General features: G+C 30.1%; 15 protein-coding genes. 14 read left to right on the top strand and 1 reads right to left on the bottom strand.

Annotation, left to right across the window (positions count from 1 at the left end):
- Positions 1 to 317: 317 nt before the first annotated feature.
- The 9 genes from CSPA_RS20545 (at position 318) to CSPA_RS20505 (ending at position 9,517) form a co-directional block, all read left to right on the top strand.
- The gene (locus CSPA_RS20545; protein ID WP_015394296.1) at positions 318 to 770 is read left to right on the top strand and encodes an Lrp/AsnC family transcriptional regulator; all 453 of its coding nucleotides are present in this window, start codon (positions 318 to 320) and stop codon (positions 768 to 770) included.
- Between the two features lie 198 nt (positions 771 to 968).
- Positions 969 to 1,199, top strand: a complete 231-nt coding sequence (locus CSPA_RS20540) for a hypothetical protein (protein WP_015394295.1) — start codon at positions 969 to 971, stop codon at positions 1,197 to 1,199.
- Positions 1,200 to 1,599: 400 nt separating this feature from the next.
- The gene (locus tag CSPA_RS20535) at positions 1,600 to 1,902 is read left to right on the top strand and encodes a hypothetical protein (protein WP_015394294.1); all 303 of its coding nucleotides are present in this window, start codon (positions 1,600 to 1,602) and stop codon (positions 1,900 to 1,902) included.
- 223 nt (positions 1,903 to 2,125) lie between these two features.
- Positions 2,126 to 3,064, top strand: coding sequence for a polysaccharide deacetylase family protein (locus CSPA_RS20530; RefSeq protein WP_015394293.1), 939 nt, complete (start codon positions 2,126 to 2,128; stop codon positions 3,062 to 3,064).
- A gap of 195 nt (positions 3,065 to 3,259) precedes the next feature.
- Positions 3,260 to 3,529: an ACT domain-containing protein gene (locus CSPA_RS20525; RefSeq protein WP_015394292.1), complete on the top strand. Its 270-nt coding sequence runs from the start codon at positions 3,260 to 3,262 to the stop codon at positions 3,527 to 3,529.
- Between the two features lie 13 nt (positions 3,530 to 3,542).
- Positions 3,543 to 4,898, top strand: a complete 1,356-nt coding sequence (locus tag CSPA_RS20520; protein WP_015394291.1) for a PFL family protein — start codon at positions 3,543 to 3,545, stop codon at positions 4,896 to 4,898.
- A 522-nt stretch (positions 4,899 to 5,420) separates the two neighbouring features.
- Positions 5,421 to 7,406, top strand: a complete 1,986-nt coding sequence (locus tag CSPA_RS20515; protein ID WP_015394290.1) for a YgiQ family radical SAM protein — start codon at positions 5,421 to 5,423, stop codon at positions 7,404 to 7,406.
- Positions 7,407 to 7,563: 157 nt separating this feature from the next.
- Complete coding sequence (locus CSPA_RS20510; RefSeq protein ID WP_017810433.1) at positions 7,564 to 8,574, top strand: AEC family transporter; 1,011 nt, start codon at positions 7,564 to 7,566, stop codon at positions 8,572 to 8,574.
- A gap of 178 nt (positions 8,575 to 8,752) precedes the next feature.
- Complete coding sequence (locus CSPA_RS20505) at positions 8,753 to 9,517, top strand: exodeoxyribonuclease III (protein WP_026106349.1); 765 nt, start codon at positions 8,753 to 8,755, stop codon at positions 9,515 to 9,517.
- A gap of 194 nt (positions 9,518 to 9,711) precedes the next feature.
- Here the strand turns inward: CSPA_RS20505 and CSPA_RS20500 are convergent, their stop codons facing one another.
- Complete coding sequence (locus tag CSPA_RS20500; RefSeq protein ID WP_015394287.1) at positions 9,712 to 10,398, bottom strand: DUF624 domain-containing protein; 687 nt, start codon at positions 10,396 to 10,398, stop codon at positions 9,712 to 9,714.
- A 516-nt stretch (positions 10,399 to 10,914) separates the two neighbouring features.
- On the opposite strand from CSPA_RS20500, the gene CSPA_RS20495 reads away from it, so the two are divergent.
- The 5 genes from CSPA_RS20495 to CSPA_RS20475 all read left to right on the top strand — a co-directional run bounded on the left by CSPA_RS20495 (position 10,915) and on the right by CSPA_RS20475 (position 17,691).
- Positions 10,915 to 12,264 carry an ABC transporter substrate-binding protein gene (locus CSPA_RS20495; RefSeq protein ID WP_015394286.1) on the top strand — a complete coding sequence of 450 codons (1,350 nt, stop codon included), beginning with the start codon at positions 10,915 to 10,917 and terminating at the stop codon, positions 12,262 to 12,264.
- A gap of 100 nt (positions 12,265 to 12,364) precedes the next feature.
- Positions 12,365 to 13,255 (top strand): carbohydrate ABC transporter permease, encoded by an 891-nt coding sequence (locus tag CSPA_RS20490; protein WP_015394285.1) that lies wholly within the window; start codon positions 12,365 to 12,367, stop codon positions 13,253 to 13,255.
- 1 nt (position 13,256) lies between these two features.
- Positions 13,257 to 14,156, top strand: a complete 900-nt coding sequence (locus tag CSPA_RS20485; RefSeq protein WP_015394284.1) for a carbohydrate ABC transporter permease — start codon at positions 13,257 to 13,259, stop codon at positions 14,154 to 14,156.
- 80 nt (positions 14,157 to 14,236) lie between these two features.
- Positions 14,237 to 15,754, top strand: coding sequence for an arabinosylfuranosidase ArfA (gene arfA / locus CSPA_RS20480; protein ID WP_015394283.1), 1,518 nt, complete (start codon positions 14,237 to 14,239; stop codon positions 15,752 to 15,754).
- Positions 15,755 to 16,263: 509 nt separating this feature from the next.
- A complete protein-coding gene (locus tag CSPA_RS20475; RefSeq protein ID WP_015394282.1) occupies positions 16,264 to 17,691 on the top strand; it encodes an arabinan endo-1,5-alpha-L-arabinosidase in 1,428 nt (475 codons plus the stop codon).
- Positions 17,692 to 17,882: the final 191 nt, after the last annotated feature.

The raw sequence follows: 17,882 nt of genomic DNA, 5'->3' as shown, positions 1-17,882 counted from the left end.
TGAATAATAATATAATATGAAAAATTATATTAAATGTGTTTAAGGTTAATTTTTTTAATCTAAGAAATAAAAAAGTCTTGAAAAAAACTATTTGTTACTTTAAAATATAAATAGATAAAAAATCATCTGTATTGGCAAAGATGAAATATATTAGACGCAATGAAGCGTATCAGAATAATTTTTTTGAATTATTCTGGTATGCTTTTCTAATATAAATATATAGATAATCGAATTATTGCAATTAAGTGAAATTATAATGAAATATAAAAGTTTATGACTTGTCTTTCATTAAATTAATATAAGTTGAGGTATTGTATATGGATAAAATTGATCTGAAAATTATTGAACTTTTACAAAAAAATGCGCGCTATCCACTTAAACATATAGCGGAAGAGGTGTTTTTAACAACACCAGCCGTTTCTGCTCGTATTGAAAAATTAGAACAAGCTGGAGTTATTACAGGATATTCAGCACATGTTGACCCTTTGAAATTAGGCTATAATATTAAAGCATTTATTAATTTGGAAATGTCACCAAAACAAAAGCCGGAGTTTTATCCTTTTATTGCTAGCTGTCCAAATGTATTAGAATGCAATTGCGTGACAGGTAAATATTCTATGTTAATAAAAGTTGCATATCACACAACTATAGAGTTAGATACTTTTATTGGAGAGCTACAGAAGTATGGGAATACTGAAACACAAATAGTTTTTTCTACTGCGGTTGAGCATCGAGGATTAGATGTGTCATCAGAAATAGAGTGTAAATAGTCATTACTTTTTAAAATTATTTATTGATTAAAACTGTTCTAAATATAGAAGATATATTTGGAACAGTTTTCTTTTTATTGAATAAAATAGAGAATAACTATGGCATTCATATCATAAAATTAGAATAGAATAAATAAGATTAGTGTTAAGGCATATCTATAAAGTGGAATAGTTAATAAATTAAAGGGAGGAAATATTGTGAATGAATATGAAGAAAAATTAAATGAGAATAAGAACATAATATTAAGAAACATAGAGCAAGGTAAGAAAGCTGGTGTAAATAAAATTTCAGCAGTTTTTGCTATAAGTAAGAGAGATGGGATTAGAAAAAATATGGTTACAGATTTAGCTACTTGGTTGATTACTGATGGATATAAAGTTTCTTTAAAGGAGGGGGAATTGGAAATACTAACAATTGAATGGGAATGATATTAAACACATAGTTATATTTTGAATTTATCTGGCTCAACATATTTTAATAATAAAACTATACTTATACCTAGAAGCGGAAATAGTTGACTATTTTATAATTTGTATAACGATAATTATTATTAAAAAGTATAGATTATTTTGTAATATTATGTTATAATTAAGTCATCCCAAAGAAACAATCCCCTTACCCTTAAATAATCTTTCTTTAATATGATAACAGCCGAGTAATCGGCTGTTTTTTGTACATGATAAGAATTTGAGTTAAAAGATTATTTAAAAATGCTATAATTTTAGTTTTTTACTTATAATCAAGTTATATAGTAAATAACTTTTTATTTTTGAATTTGAAATAATGTTCTTATATTTATATAATTAAGTAAAAGGGAGGATGAAAGCTATGAAAGTTGAATTTTGTTTTGTGGAAAGTGATGATGTTGTATTTACAAAAGAATCAAGAGATTTGAAAGATATAATAAATGTTATTACTAAAGTAGGAACAGAAATAAATTTGTCTTTTAGTAAAGATGATTTCATTCATGGGTATGTACAAAGTGTAATGTATCAAGTTGATGCAGAAAATAATGATGAGAGTCTGAGAATATATTTTTCAAATGATTATAAAAAATCTAAAATTAAAGAAAGAATATCTGCTGAACATTTAAGCACAACAAAGATAAACGAAAAGAATGATATCAGTTAAATTATAATGACGTTTTTTTAAAATATCATATATATTATTTTTGATGAATAATATATAATGATAAAATAATTTGTAAAACCGTTTTAATATATAATTAACTCTATCTCGATAGATATTATGGAATATAATAAAAACTGAAGGAAGTTATTTGACAAATAATAGAAAAGCCTTATAATTGTGACGATGAAGAAGTGAAGTTTACGCAAAATAGAAGGAGATATAAATGGATAGTACTAATATAAAGAGAGTTAGATATAATAAAAGAAAGAGACGGAGAAAAAGATCTAAAACTAATATTGGAATATTAGTTAAATTAATATTATGCGTAGCTGTGATTTTTACTTCTATAATGATTAGCATTGATAAACAGGAGAAGGCTACTTTAAATATGGGATTAAGTGAAGTGAATGAACAGGATGAAAATAATAATGGAGATACTACCGCTGAAGCAGGAGAAAAAAGAGAAGATGAAATAGTTTGGGTTAATGATAATAGAGGAGTTCCGGTGATTTGTTATCATTCGATTACTGAAGATAAAACGAAAAAAGGTCCTATTGTTATACCGGTTGAAAATTTTAAAGAACAGCTTAAAACAATTAAAGATGCTGGATATATAACCTTGACTATGGCAGAACTAAACGGTTATTTATATGAGAATAAACCTATTCCAGAGAAGAGTGTGATTATAACCTTTGATGATGGCTATAGAGATAATTATACTTTAGCTTTTCCTATATTAAAGGAATTAAATATGAAGGCTACAATTTTTGTTATTTCAAGCTTTATGAATAGATCTGATTGTTTGTCGCCAGAGGAATTGAAAGAAATGAGTGATTATGGTATTGATATTGAATCCCATACAGTTTCTCATAAAAGGCTTTCTGATATGAATTATAAAACTCAGCTTAAAGAGTTAAAAGATTCAAAGGTCGCTATTGAAAAAGTTACAGGTAAGCCTGTAACAGCTATTGCTTATCCTGAAGGGAAATATAATGATAATACTAAAAAAGCTGTTGTGGAAGCAGGATATGCAATGGGATTTACAATAGAAAGAGGTTATGCTGATAGAAATGATCTTTCTACTAGATTGAATAGAATATGTGTAGATTATACTTATAAGCCAAATAATATTCTTAATGTATTAAAGAACTTGAAAAAATAATTTATAACACGAACAAAAAGAAAAAAATATTACAAAATGTTCTGTGAAAATTGACAAAGTATCATATAAATTATAGAATAAAGATAGTAATTGAGGTGCTTATTTATTATATCCAATTCCTTGGGAATTGGATATAATTTTAGGGATATTTTTTGAATAATTGCCTCAAAATACATATGAATGGAGTAGATAAGCATGAAAGCAATATTAACAGTAATTGGGCAAGATAAAGTTGGTATTATAGCAGGGGTAAGTAATAAAATGCTAGAATACAGCATTAACATTTTAGATGTTAATCAAACAATAATGCAAGGATTCTTTACCATGATAATGGTTTTGGATTGTAAAGATATGAACAGATCTTTTGAAGATGTTCGTGCAGGGCTTGTATCAGAAGGAGAAAGACTTGGGGTTGAAGTTAAGATACAAAGAGAAGAAATATTCAAGTCAATGCATTCATTATAATTAGGAGGGGCTTATGAATACTAATAATATACTTGAAACTATAAAAATGATTGAAGAAGAAAAGTTAGATGTAAGAACTATAACTATGGGGATATCTTTATTGGATTGTATAGATCCAGATGGAAACAAGGCTAGAACAAAGATATATGATAAAATTACAAAATCAGCAGAACGCTTAGTTGAAGTTGGAAGACAAATAGAAACAGAATTTGGTATTCCAATTGTAAATAAGAGAGTTTCTATCACACCAATGTCTATAATTGCAGGAGCTACGGATGAAACTAGTTATGTTGAGTTTGCAAGAACTTTAGACAGAGCAGCTGAAACGTTAGGTATAGATTTCTTGGGTGGATTTTCAGCTTTAGTTCAAAAAGGATGTACAAAGGGAGATAAGATTTTAATACAATCAATTCCTGAAGCGTTGGCAGTAACTAAAAAGGTTTGCGCATCGGTTAATGTTGGATGTACGAAATCTGGAATAAATATGAATGCTGTAAGAGATATGGCTGAAGTAATAAAGAGAACAGCTGAATTAACTAAGGATGCGAAAGGTTTTGGTTGTGCTAAACTAGTTGTATTTGCAAATGCGGTTGAAGATAATCCGTTTATGGCAGGAGCTTTTCATGGGGTTGGAGAAGCTGAAAGGATCATAAATGTTGGAGTGAGTGGACCGGGAGTTGTTAAAAGAGCATTGGAAAAAGTTAGAGGTGAATCTTTCGATGTTGTTGCAGAAACAATTAAGCAAACTGCTTTTAAGGTTACAAGGATGGGTGAATTAGTTGCAAATGAAGCATCAAAAAGATTAAATGTACCATTTGGCATAGTGGATTTATCTTTGGCACCAACACCTGCTGTTGGAGATTCAGTTGCAGAAATCTTAGAAGAAATTGGATTAGAACAAGTTGGTACACATGGAACTATAGCAGCACTTGCTATGCTTAATGACGCAGTTAAAAAAGGTGGAGTTATGGCATGTAGTCATGTTGGAGGTTTAAGTGGAGCTTTCATACCAGTATCAGAAGATGCAGGAATGATTGATGCAGTTAACAGCGGATGCTTAAACTTAGAAAAATTAGAAGGTATGACCTGTGTATGTTCTGTTGGACTTGATATGATTGCAATTCCAGGAGACACACCAACTTCAACAATTGCAGGTATGATTGCAGATGAAGCAGCTATTGGAGTTATAAACAATAAGACTACCGCAGTTAGAATTATACCAGCACCAGGATGCAAAATAGGAGATATGGTTGAATTTGGAGGACTTTTGGGTTCAGCACCAGTTATGAAGGTAAATGGAAAGTCATCAGAAATATTTGCAAACCGAGGAGGAAGAATTCCTGCTCCAATACATTCTTTTAAGAATTAATTAAATTTGAAAATAAAAGTAAGACCTAAGAAATTTATTTTTCTTAGGTCTATTTTAATATCATATTTATTGCTGAATTATAGCAATAATATAATAATGTTTTTATGAAAGTTAACTTAGATGATTATTTTTAGAATAAAAATAATAGAGGAAGCCAAAACCATGCATTATTGTTAAATCCACCACCGAAATTTCCAAAATTATTGCAGCAGTTATTAAAACAACAATTATTACAGCAGCATCTACGACAACAGCGTCTACGACAACAGCAATTACTCATAATTCATTTCTCCTTTGTGTTTTATAAATCCTTTGTTATAGAAATAGTATATTAAACATAAATAAAAAGTGTTACACAAAAAAACAATATTCAATTATAAATGTTAAGCTGTTAATAATCATTGATCCTCTAAAATTAACAATTGAGTTCTGGATTCCTTTGAAAAGCTTAAAAAATATTCTAAGACATAATTATAATCTTTGTGATATAATAGGCAAAGAGAAAAATAGGTAGGTGAAATAATGACAACTGAAAAAAAGTTTGTACCAATAAATAAAAAAGATATGAGAGAAAGAGGCTGGGATGAATGTGATTTTATTATAGTCACAGCCGATGCGTATATAGATCATCATAGTTTTGGAACTGCAATTATTTCAAGAGTTCTTGAAGCTAATGGATATAAAGTTGGTATAATAGCTCAGCCAGACTGGAAGTCGATTTATGACTTTCAAAGGCTTGGAAGACCTAAGTATGCTTTCTTGGTTAATGCTGGGAATATGGATTCTATGGTTAATCATTATACTGTAAGTAAAAGGGAACGAAGTGCAGATCTTTATTCACCAGGTGGGGAAATGGGCCATAGGCCAGATATGTCAACAATTGTATATTGTAATAAAATAAGAGAAGCATATAAAGATATTGATATTGTAATTGGTGGAATAGAAGCAAGTCTTAGAAGGTTTGCTCATTATGATTATTGGAGTGATAAGGTAAGAAAATCAATACTAATAGATAGTACAGCTGATCTTTTGATTTATAGCATGGGGGAAAAGCAAATTGTAGCTATAGCAGAAAGCTTGAAGAATAATGTTCGTGCGAAGGATATTACTTATGTTAGAGGGACTTGTTATCTGACTGAAAGTTTAGAAGATATTCAAGATTATATTGAAATCCCTTCATATAAAGACGTTTCAATTGACAAATATAAATATGCACAAGCAAGTAAACTTGAAGATGACGAGCAAGACTCGATAAGAGGACATATTTTGGTTCAAAAACATGGAAATAAATATTTGGTTCAAAATATTCCAGAAACTCCATTAAACAGAGAAGAACTGGATGAAGTATATAACCTTCCTTATATGAGAAATTATCACCCTATTTATGAAGCAAAAGGCGGAATACCTGCAATTGAGGAAGTGAAATTTAGTACTGTAAGTTCAAGAGGGTGCTTTGGCGATTGTAAGTTTTGCGCTATAACTTTTCATCAGGGCAGAGTCGTTCAAAGCAGAAGCAAGGAATCTATATTACAAGAAGTTGAAGAAATAACTAAGATGCCTGATTTTAAAGGCTACATACATGATGTGGGAGGACCAACTGCAAACTTTAGAAAACCTGCCTGCACCAAGCAATTAGCTTTTGGTGCCTGCAAGGGAAAAGATTGTTTATCTCCAAGTGTTTGTGGGAATGCTGATGTGGATCATTCTGAATATTTAGAATTATTAAGAGCTATTAGGAAGGTACCTAAGGTAAAAAAAGCATTTGTACGTTCTGGACTAAGATATGATTATATTATGGCTGATAAAGATGATACCTTCTTTAAAGAATTAGTTGAGCATCATGTGAGTGGAAAATTGAAAGTTGCTCCTGAACATGTTTCTAGGGATGTTTTAAAGTATATGGGGAAGCCAGCAGGAGAAACTTATGATAAATTTGTAGCGAAGTTTGAAAAAATAACTAATAAGCTTGGGAAGAAACAGTACATAATTCCGTATTTAATGTCATCTCATCCAGGAAGTACTTTAAAATGTGCTATTGAACTTGCAGAATATTTAAGAGATATAAATTATCAGCCGGAGCAGGTTCAAGATTTTTATCCAACACCAGGAACTTTAGCTACAACTATGTATTATACTGGACTTGATCCAGCTACAATGAAAGAAATTTATGTTCCGAAAACAAAACATGAAAAAGCTATGCAAAGGGCACTTCTTCAATTTAAAAATCCTAAATATTATACTTTGGTATATGAAGCTTTAACAGAAGCAGGAAGAACTGATTTAATTGGTAATGGACCTAAGTGCCTTATAAGAGATAAAAGTCACAATTCTAAAAATAATTCATATAGTAAAAGTAAAGAAAGTAATACCGTTGATAAAAGTAATAAAACAAATGCTAATAGAGGAAATAAAGGTAAGCAAATAAGTGATAATCATAAATCAAGAAATACTAAGGGGAAAAATAATGCAAAAACTACTGCAAAGCATAAAAGTAGAAGCAGACAGTAGATAAATAACAGTGGCTATCTTGATAAAATGGAAAATTTATTAAGGTAGCTTTTTTCTGTGCTATAATTAAAATATATGGTGTAGTTATCAATGTTCAATTGTTAACTAAAGATTAGTTAAGTATGCAGCTCATTTGTTTGTATAAGATGATAATCAATTGTCAATTAGAGATGAAATCTTTTTAGAATTTTTTAAATTGAGATGTGCAATATTAATTAATACATATATACATAAGAGAAAGGGAGATATGATGGGGGAAATACTGATAAAAGCTTTTAGCTTTATTCTTATAATTATTATAGGTAATGTTTTAAAGAGAATAGGAATATTTGGAGCTAAAGACTATAAGATTGTTACTAAAATTATTATGAATATTACGCTGCCATGCGCGTTAATTACTGGTTTTGCTAATTTTAAAATGGATACATCAATGCTTTTGATCGTTTTATTTGGTTTCTTGGCGAATATAATCATGTCAACAACAGGTTATATATTAGCGAGGAACAAAGATGGGAAAGAAAAAGCTTTCAACATGCTTAATCTAGCAGGTTATAACATAGGATGTTTTACACTTCCGTATGTTCAAAGTTTTTTAGGGCCGTATGCAGTTGGAATTGCTAGTCTTTTTGATACAGGAAATTCCATAATGTGTACTGGAGGAACATATGCAATAGCTTCTGGAGTTTCAGGAGAAGGAGGGAAGCAAAGCATCAGGGGATTTCTTAGAAAAATATTTTCATCTGTACCATTTGATACATATTTACTTATGTTTATTATAACTTTAACTGGAATTAAATTACCGCAAGTGATTTTTAGTATTACTTCAAATTTAAGTATGGGTAATGCTTTTTTATCAATGCTTATGATAGGCATGGTATTTGAATGTAATTTTAAACGAGAACAATTATTTAAAGTTGTATTTATGTTAAGTATCCGTTATATAAGTTCGTTTATTTTTGCACTAATAATTTATTACTTGCTTCCATTTTCAATGGATATAAAGCATGTTTTAATAATATTGGTTTTTGGACCGATTTCTGTACTATCTCCAGTATTTACAGGAATGTGTAAGGGAGATGAGGGCTTAGCAGGTGTGGTGAATTCTCTATCTATTCCTATAAGTATTACAATAATTACATCACTTTTGTTTATTTTACATATTACATAGAACTTAGTTCAGTTTACAATTTACAGTTAGTGGTTAATTGAGATTGTGGGAATTATTTTGGTATTTCTAAATGAAGATGGAAAATTAATAAAAAATATGTATGAGAGTGAGTAGATTATATTAAGATTTTAGTATATAATAATTATTATTGATTAGAATTTATGAAAATACGGAGGATATAATATTGAAGAAATTAATTTCGTGGAATGTTAATGGATTAAGAGCTTGTGCTGGCAAAGGGTTTTTAGATTTTTTTAAAGAAGTTGATGCGGATATATTTTGTATTCAAGAAAGTAAGCTTCAAGAGGGACAAATTGATTTGGATTTGGAAGGTTATAAATCTTACTGGAATTACGCAGAGAAAAAGGGGTATTCTGGTACAGCGGTTTTTACTAAAGAAGAGCCTATAAGCGTAAAAAAAGGCATCGGTATAAGTGAGCATGATAATGAAGGAAGAGTTATCACTGCTGAATATGATGATTTTTATTTAGTTACTGTATATACTCCTAATTCTAAGCAAGCACTTGAAAGATTAGATTATAGAATGGTATGGGAAGATGTTTTTAGAAAATATTTAAAGGAACTTGAAGAAAAGAAACCGGTTATAGTTTGTGGTGATTTAAATGTTGCCCATAAGGAAATTGATCTTAAAAATCCTAAAGCAAATAGAAGAAATGCTGGCTTCACAGATGAAGAAAGAGATAAGATGTCTGAATTATTGGAGGCAGGCTTTATTGATACATATAGACACTTTTACCCAGATGTAGAAGGTGTATATTCTTGGTGGTCATATAGATTTAATGCAAGAGCTAATAATGCAGGATGGAGAATAGATTACTTTTTAACATCAGAAAGTTTGAAAGATAAATTGGAAGCTGCTAAAATTCATACGGAAGTAATGGGATCAGACCATTGTCCTGTAGAACTAGTGATTAATTTATAGAATTTGAATATACAATTACTAATTTATAATGTTAAATTAGTAATTAGCAATTATCATTATTCAATAAAGTTCTAAAGGGAAAGCTCGCGTAATTAAATTTTAAGTTTTATTTAAAATTTAACAAAGATGAAAAAATAATAGACTGATTATAGAAAGTGTATATTAAAGGATTTATATCCTTTAATATACATTTTTTATTTTATAATGAAAGTCTCGATTCCTTTATAGGTAGCAAAGCTTCCTATAAAAGAAAGAATGCCAAAAGATAATAATATATAAAATGGAAGTGCTAGAGGGAAAAATAAAATATTAACACTAACAATTAACCAGTATACTAAAGCTCCTAGTAAAGTGTTTTTAAAACATACTATTGATAGGAGAATGGAGTTTTTGAAAATATCTTTTAATGAAAGATGTACAGTTGTTATAAGTGGATAAACATATAACCAAGCAAGTCCTACGAAAACTGAAAGAAAAAAACAAAAAAAGAATATAGAATAAAAGAAGTAATTATTTTGAGCCAGTTTATAATAGTAAGCTAGTGAATAACTTAAAATAACAATTGTTATGATATATATAATTCCTGCTATAAAAGATTGTTTAAAGTTACTTTTGAAGGCTTTATGAAAATCAGAGAAAATATAAATATGTTTCCTTTGAATCATGGAGATTGTAATAGAAGTCATAGCAGCAAGAGCAGGACCTATGGTCACTATAGGTATACAATATAGGATAAAAATCAAATTTAACTTAATAATGTCCCAAAATCGCAAAATAAGAATTTCTAAAAATAAAGAGAAGCCTTCCTTTTGGGGATCATTTTTGTTTATTCCAGGCCCTTCTTTTTCAAAATTTGCAGTAAGTATTTTTAATATGCGCATAACGTAGTCTCCTTAAAATATTAGAATTCATGATTTTGTATAAATTTAGAAATAGTATAACATTAGATAAAATTACCTGCAATAGTATATAAATGTACATGATGTAGAGAGGTAATGATAGTGCTAATATACTTTAAATATATTTAAAATAATTTAGATAAACATGATGCAAAACTATTGACTTTGGAATTAATCGGTATATAATTAAAGTATAAAAAGAATGAAATTAAATATTACAACAAATGAAAACGATTATAAAAAGGGAAAAGTGTAGAAATATGCATTAAATTTAAAAATAATTTACATTTAATATAAAATATGGTTATTGGGTATTAAACTATCTAAAATATATAGTTTAATATATTTTAAAATAAATATCTTTATGGTTATATATTTATTTTAAAAAAGTAAAGTGAAATATGATTTAAGCATTGTTTTTGTATTATGTATTTACAACTATATGAAGACAATGGTCATAAATATATTGATTTTATTTGAAAATGGGAGGTAAATAATATGAAAAGTGTAAAAATATTAAAAAAACTTGCAACTGCTGTTGTTACAACAACTCTTGCAGCATCTATGTTGATTGGATGTGGTGGAAATACCGCATCAACAAGTTCAAGTAATGATGGAAAAAAAGATGCAGCATCTAATTCGGGGGATCAATTAGAAATGTGGACTTTTGTTGATATGCATGCTACTTTTTTTCAAAAGATGCTAGACAAGTGGAACCAAAAGAATCCTGACAAGAAACTTAATATTAAATTTACAGTTCTTCCTTATGATGATATGCATAATAAATTACAATCAGCCCTCTTGTCCGGACAAGGAGCTCCTGATGTAGCGGATGTAGAAGTAGGTAAATTTCCTAACTTCTTAAAAGGAGACCCACAATTTGAACCGCTTGATGATGTTTTTGTGCCTTATAAGGACAAGGTAGTTAAATCGCGTGTCGAACTTTATAGTAAGGATAACCATGTGTATGGATTTGATTACCATGTTGGTGCAACAGTTGCATATTACAACACTGAACTTTTAGAAAAAGCAGGTATTGATTATAAAACTATAGTAACATGGGATGATTTCAAGAAAGCAGGTGCTAAATATTATGCTGCAACTGGTAAAAACTTTGGTACAGCAGATACAAGTGCTGCTTGGCAAACAAGTCTTATGTTAGCTGAACAAAAATCAGACTATACTGATGCTAATGGAAAGCCTCAATTAAACAGCCCTCAAATGGTTAAGGCACTTACTACTTTAAGAGATATGCAAGATGCACATGCTATAGCAACTATTCCAGGTGGACAACCTGATACAACAGATGCTGAAGGTGCAATAAATAATGGAGATTATGCAGTTGTAATTAAAGCTATGTGGTACATGTCAAGATTTTTACAATATATGCCTGATCAAGCAGGTAAATGGGCAATTGCTCCAGCTCCAGTATTTGAAAAAGGTCAACCACGTTCAGTAGGTCTTGGTGGTACTGGTACAGTTGTAACTAAAACAGCTAAAAATAAACAAAACCTTAAAGAATTCATAGCATATGCTAAACTTTCAGAAGATGGAGAAAGAGCTATATGGGATGACTTAGGATTTGATCCAATAAATACTGACTTATGGAATGACAAAACTCTTACTCAAAATAAAGATAATAAGTTTATAAAATACTTCAAGACTAATCCTTTTGATACATTAAATGAAATTAAAAATGAAATTTCATTAATTAAGTCAAATCAAGCTATGCCTAGCATAAACAACGTTTTATGTACAGTAACTTTAAATAGTATATTCGAAGACAAAAAAGATATAAAACAAGCCTTAGATGAAGCACAACAACAAGTAGAAAACGAATTAAAATAATTGAAAAATTTATAAAGAGAAGCTGTTTGGTGAAAATATTAAGCTGGAAAAAAACAGCTTCTCTGTACTATTTAAAAGTGTGGTGGGAGGAAGTTTAGCAATGTTTAAAGGATTTATATATAATAAAAAAGTAGCACCATATGTATTTATATTGCCGTTTATTCTTGTGTTTTTGGTGTTTTTTATATCTCCAATGATAAATACAATAATAATGAGCTTTCAAAATGTATTGCCAGGTTCAAGAGAGTTTGTTGGATTAGATAATTACACAAAACTATTAGGAGATAAGGTTTTTTTAATTGCATTAGCGAATAGTTTTAAGTATATGATATGGACATTGATATTACTTATCCCAATTCCTATGGTGCTTGCATGTATTATAAACAGTAAATTAATGGTTGGTAGAGAATTCTTCAAAGCAGCATTATATATCCCTGCTTTAACCTCTGTTGCCGTTGCAGGTATTGTTTTTAGATTTAGTTTTGGAGAACAAGCTACATCTTTGATGAATCAATTTACTGCTTTATTTGGAATGGAACCATATAAATGGCTTAAAAACGGAACCACAGGTTTTATTGTTCTATTAGTTTTAGCTTGTTGGAGATGGACAGGTGTTAATATGTTATATTTCTTATCGGGATTAAAAAACATACCAGCAGAATTATATGAATCAGCAGATATTGATGGAGCAAGTACTTGGCAGAAGTTTAGATATGTTACAATACCTCAACTTAAACCAACAACTATTTATGTACTTACTATATCTATATATGCAGGTCTGGCAATGTTTATAGAAAGTTATATGATATATAACGGAAATAATTCTCCTAATAATATAGGACTTACAATTGTAGGATATTTGTATAGACAAGGTATTGAAAAAAATGCAATGGGTTATGCATCGGCTGTAGGTTTGGTTCTATTTATCGTAGGAATGGCTATTAACTTAGTACAATTGAAATTAAATGGAACATTTAAGAAGGAGGATTAGTATGCAAAATAATTTAGAATTTAATAGTAGAAAAAGTTATAAAAAAAGCACTCAAATTATAGCAGGAAAAGGAAAAAATATACCTACTAGAGTAATGATTTTTGCCCTATTTTCTGTTATAGCCTTAGTACTAATAATTCCTTTTTATACATTGTTAATTTCAACTTTTAAAGATGGTGCAGTAGTAGTAGCAAATGGTATGGATGCATCTATAGATATAGCTAAAATGTCTTTTAAAAACTACGTGATTTTGTTTACTGAAAAGAATAGTTTCTTCACTTGGTTTTTTAACAGTTTGTTTTTAACAATAGGACAGGTGGCACTTCAATTGTTTGTTAGTGCATTCGTTGCTTATGGATTTGCAATGTATGACTTTAAAGGAAAAAATTTCTTATTTATTTGTGTATTGTTTGTTATGATGGTACCTTTCGAAATTTTAATGTTACCTCTTTATAGTCAAATAAGTACTATGCACTTAACTAACAGTTATGCAGGTATTATTTTACCAAGTATAGCACAAGCATCAACTATATTTTTCTTTAGACAATACTTATCTGGAATACCTAAAGATCTTGTTGAAGCAGGAAGAATAGATGGAGCTTCTGAATATGGTATTTTCTTTAGATTAATATTACCAATAATGAAACCATCCTTTGCAGCCATGGCTATACTAAATGCTATGGGTAGTTGGAACAATCTATTATGGCCAATGTTGGTATTAAAGGATAGTAGTAAATTCACATTACCAATAGGTTTGAATACTTTAATGACACCTTATGGAAATAATTTTAATTTATTATTTGTTGGATCTTTCTTATCAATATTACCAATATTCATATTATTTATGTGCTTCCAAAAGTATTTTGTAGATGGTATGACTGCCGGGGCAGTAAAAGGGTAGTGGCAGTGGTCAAATGGCCGATGATCAATTGTCAATTAATGATGAAAATTAAATGTAGATAATTAAGGAGATGAATTACAGTGGCAAAAAAAGCAAAAATGGTAGTAGATAAAGAATTTAAAATAGCTGAAATAGATAAAAGAATTTATGGTTCATTTATCGAGCATTTAGGAAGAGCTGTATATGGAGGGGTTTATCAACCAGGTCACATGTCAGCTGATGAAAATGGATTCCGTAAGGATGTAATGGAATTAGTTAAGGAATTAGAAGTTCCTATTATTAGATATCCAGGTGGTAATTTTGTATCAAGTTTTTATTGGGAAGACAGTGTTGGACCAGTAGCAGAAAGACCAAAAAGATTAGAACTTGCTTGGAGAAGTTTAGAAACTAATGAAATTGGCTTAAACGAATTTTCAAAATGGACTAGAGCTGTTGGCGCAGAAGTTATGATGGCAGTTAATCTTGGAACAAGAGGGATTGCAGATGCTTGCAACTTGCTAGAATATTGTAATCATAATGGTGGAACAAAATATAGTGATTTAAGAATACAACATGGTGTTAAGGATCCTCATAAAATCAAAACCTGGTGTTTAGGAAATGAAATGGATGGACCTTGGCAGGTAGGTCATAAAATTTCAGAAGAATATGGAAGATTAGCTTTAGAAACAGGTAGAGCAATGAAATTAATTGATCCAGATATCGAATTGGTTTCATGCGGAAGTTCAAATACAGGAATGCCAACTTTTCCGGAATGGGAAGCAATAACTCTAGAACATACTTATGAAGTTGCAGATTTCGTATCTCTTCATCAATATTATGGAAATAGATTTAATGATACTGCAAATTTTTGGGCTCAAAGTGTAGATATGGAACATTTTATTAGAACAGTTACAGCTACTTGTGATTATATAAAAGCTAAAAAACGCAGTAAAAAAACTATGAATTTAAGCTTTGATGAGTGGAATGTATGGTTCCATTCTAATCAAGAAGACGATGATATAATGAAGAATAATCCATGGCAAAAGGCGCCAAAGCTTTTAGAAGATGTTTATGATTTTGAAGATGCTATATTAGTAGGATTGATGTTAATTGTTTTAATGAAACACTCAGATAGAGTTAAAATGGCGTGTTTAGCACAGCTTGTTAATGTTATAGCTCCAATCATGACAGAAGAAAATGGACCAGCGTGGAAACAAACAATTTATTATCCGTATTTACATGCTTCAAAATATGGTAGAGGTATTGCCTTGCAGCCAGTTATATCTTCTCCAAAACATGATACTATAGATTTTACAGATGTAACAGACATTGAATCTATAGCTATATATAATGAAGAAAAAGAAGAAGTTACTATATTTGCTGTTAATCGTAATCTAGAAGAAGATATTGAATTAACTTGCGATGTACGATGCTTTGCTGATTATAGGATTATTGAACATATTGTTTTAGAACATGAAAATATGAAAGTGGTAAACTCTCCAAAAGGTGAAGCTGTTACTCCAAAATGTGTAGATAGAAGTGAATTGAATGATGGTATTATTACTTCTTCTTTAGGTAAAGCTTCTTGGAATGTGATTCGCTTAGGAAAGAGCAAATAAAATCAATTTAAAAAAGGTTTGTTTTAATTTATATAATTTAGGATTTGGCACATGAAATTAAATAACAAGTTGAATTTTCCTAGAAATAGGCTTGTTATTTATTTGAATGTGCCTAAATTATTCATAATTCATCATTGATATCCAACGCGAGAATTAGGCTTATGCGAAACTTAACGAAATCCAATACATTTATCTTCCACAGGACTAGTGAAATTTTCGCTGGAAGGTTCTAAATGTGGGCTTGTCGTCATTTCAGCGTGTTCCATATATAAAATATGGACAAGCTTAAATGAAACAAGCCCACCATTAATAACCTTCAACAGCTCAATTTCACATGCCTGCTTCCAGAAAAATGTATCTGATTTCTAGTGTAGTGTTACGATTATAATTTCTCGATAATGCATACATATTCCATTTATAAGTATGAGTATTAATTTGGATATCTATAATTGATAAAGCTAATTACGTGCTGAAGGCACTTTGTTTGTTATTAGAAGGAAGGTGATTAAATGAAGAAAAGTATTTCATTATTTATAATGCTCATATTTATAGTTGGGATAATTGGTTGTACATCAAAAGAGGATAGTGAAAGGAGTTTAGCAAAAGTGAAGTTCCCGGAAGATCCAAAGCAAGAAGAATTAAGAGATCCAAGTGTTGTTTTGGATAAAAGCAAATGGGGCACTTTAGGAGCCCATGATCCATCTATTTATAAGGATAAAGATACATTCTATGTATTTTCAACAGATGTTAGAGTAGGTGGTCCGGCAACACCGGGTATACAAATTAGAAAGTCTAAAGATTTAATTAACTGGGAATTTGTAGGCCAAGCCTTAAAAGGAATTCCAGATGAAGCAAAAAGCTGGAGTCGTGCTCAAGGAATATGGGCACCAGAAATAACAAAAGTAGGGGATGAATATTATTTATATTATTGTGCATCAACCTTTGGTAAAAATAGATCATATATAGGGCTGTTAAAAAGTAAAGAAATAGAGGGCCCTTGGGAAGATCAAGGTTTAGTTTTAAAGACTAATCAAGGAGATGATAGAAATGCATTAGATCCTAATATAGTCTCTGATGAAAATGGTGATATGTGGATGTCATATGGGTCCTTTTGGAATGGGATCTATTTAGTAAAACTAGATAAAAATACTGGAAAACCAATCTACCCAAATGATAAGGGCAAAAACATAGCAAAGAGGGCGGCGTCTGTAAGCGGAGCGGTTGAAGGTCCGTATATTATATATAATGAAGAACAAGGAAAATATTATTTGTTTGTTTCCTACGATTCTTTGAGTTCAAATTATAATGTAAGAGTTGGAAGAGCAGATAATATAGAAGGACCGTATTTAGATAGTGATGGAAATAATATGACTGAAGTGACTAAAGCAGAGCCAAATGAAGTTGGAAATAAAGTTTTAGGTGGATATAAATTTGGAGATGCAGAAGGCTGGAGTGCTCCTGGTCATAATTCTGTATTAAAAGATGATGGGAACTACTATATAATACATCATGCAAGAACTGAGAAAAAAACTGATTGGTTTTATTTAAATGTGAGAAAAATATTGTGGTCGAAAGATGGATGGCCAATGATTTCTTCAGAAAGGTATGCTGGAGAAAAAGAACAAAAAATTGAGAAGGAAGCTATTGTCGGTAAATGGCAGTTAATAGTACAAGATAAAAACATCAATACAATGATATCTTCTGTAGAATATGATTTAAGTAGTAATGGTAAATTAAAAAATGAAAAAACATCAGGAAAATGGAAGCTGGAAGGAGATGATGACATAACTGTTGAAATACCAAATTCTAATGGAGAAAGTGTTGAATATACAGGGAAGGTGATGCCTTCATGGGATTGGGAAAATAATAAACAAACGCTTATAATTACTGCACTAGATAAAAAAGGTGTGTCGTTGATTGGTAAATTAATAAGATGATGGTTCAATTACTGGTTTTCAATTATCAATTGTCAATTTTGAGGAATTAGAACAATTGAATTTTATGAACTAGATGAGTTGCTGTCAATTATCAATGGCCAATTTTAGGCTACATGATCTTTTCGTATGGGCGTTTAATTGTTTATTCTGTGAACTTTTTATTAGAACTACAATCTTTAACTGATAATTGG

Source organism: Clostridium saccharoperbutylacetonicum N1-4(HMT), assembly GCF_000340885.1.
Taxonomy (GTDB): Bacteria; Bacillota; Clostridia; order Clostridiales; family Clostridiaceae; genus Clostridium; species Clostridium saccharoperbutylacetonicum.
The sequence above is the reverse complement of the archived record's forward strand: the minus strand, read 5'-3'. Positions and strand labels throughout refer to the sequence as shown.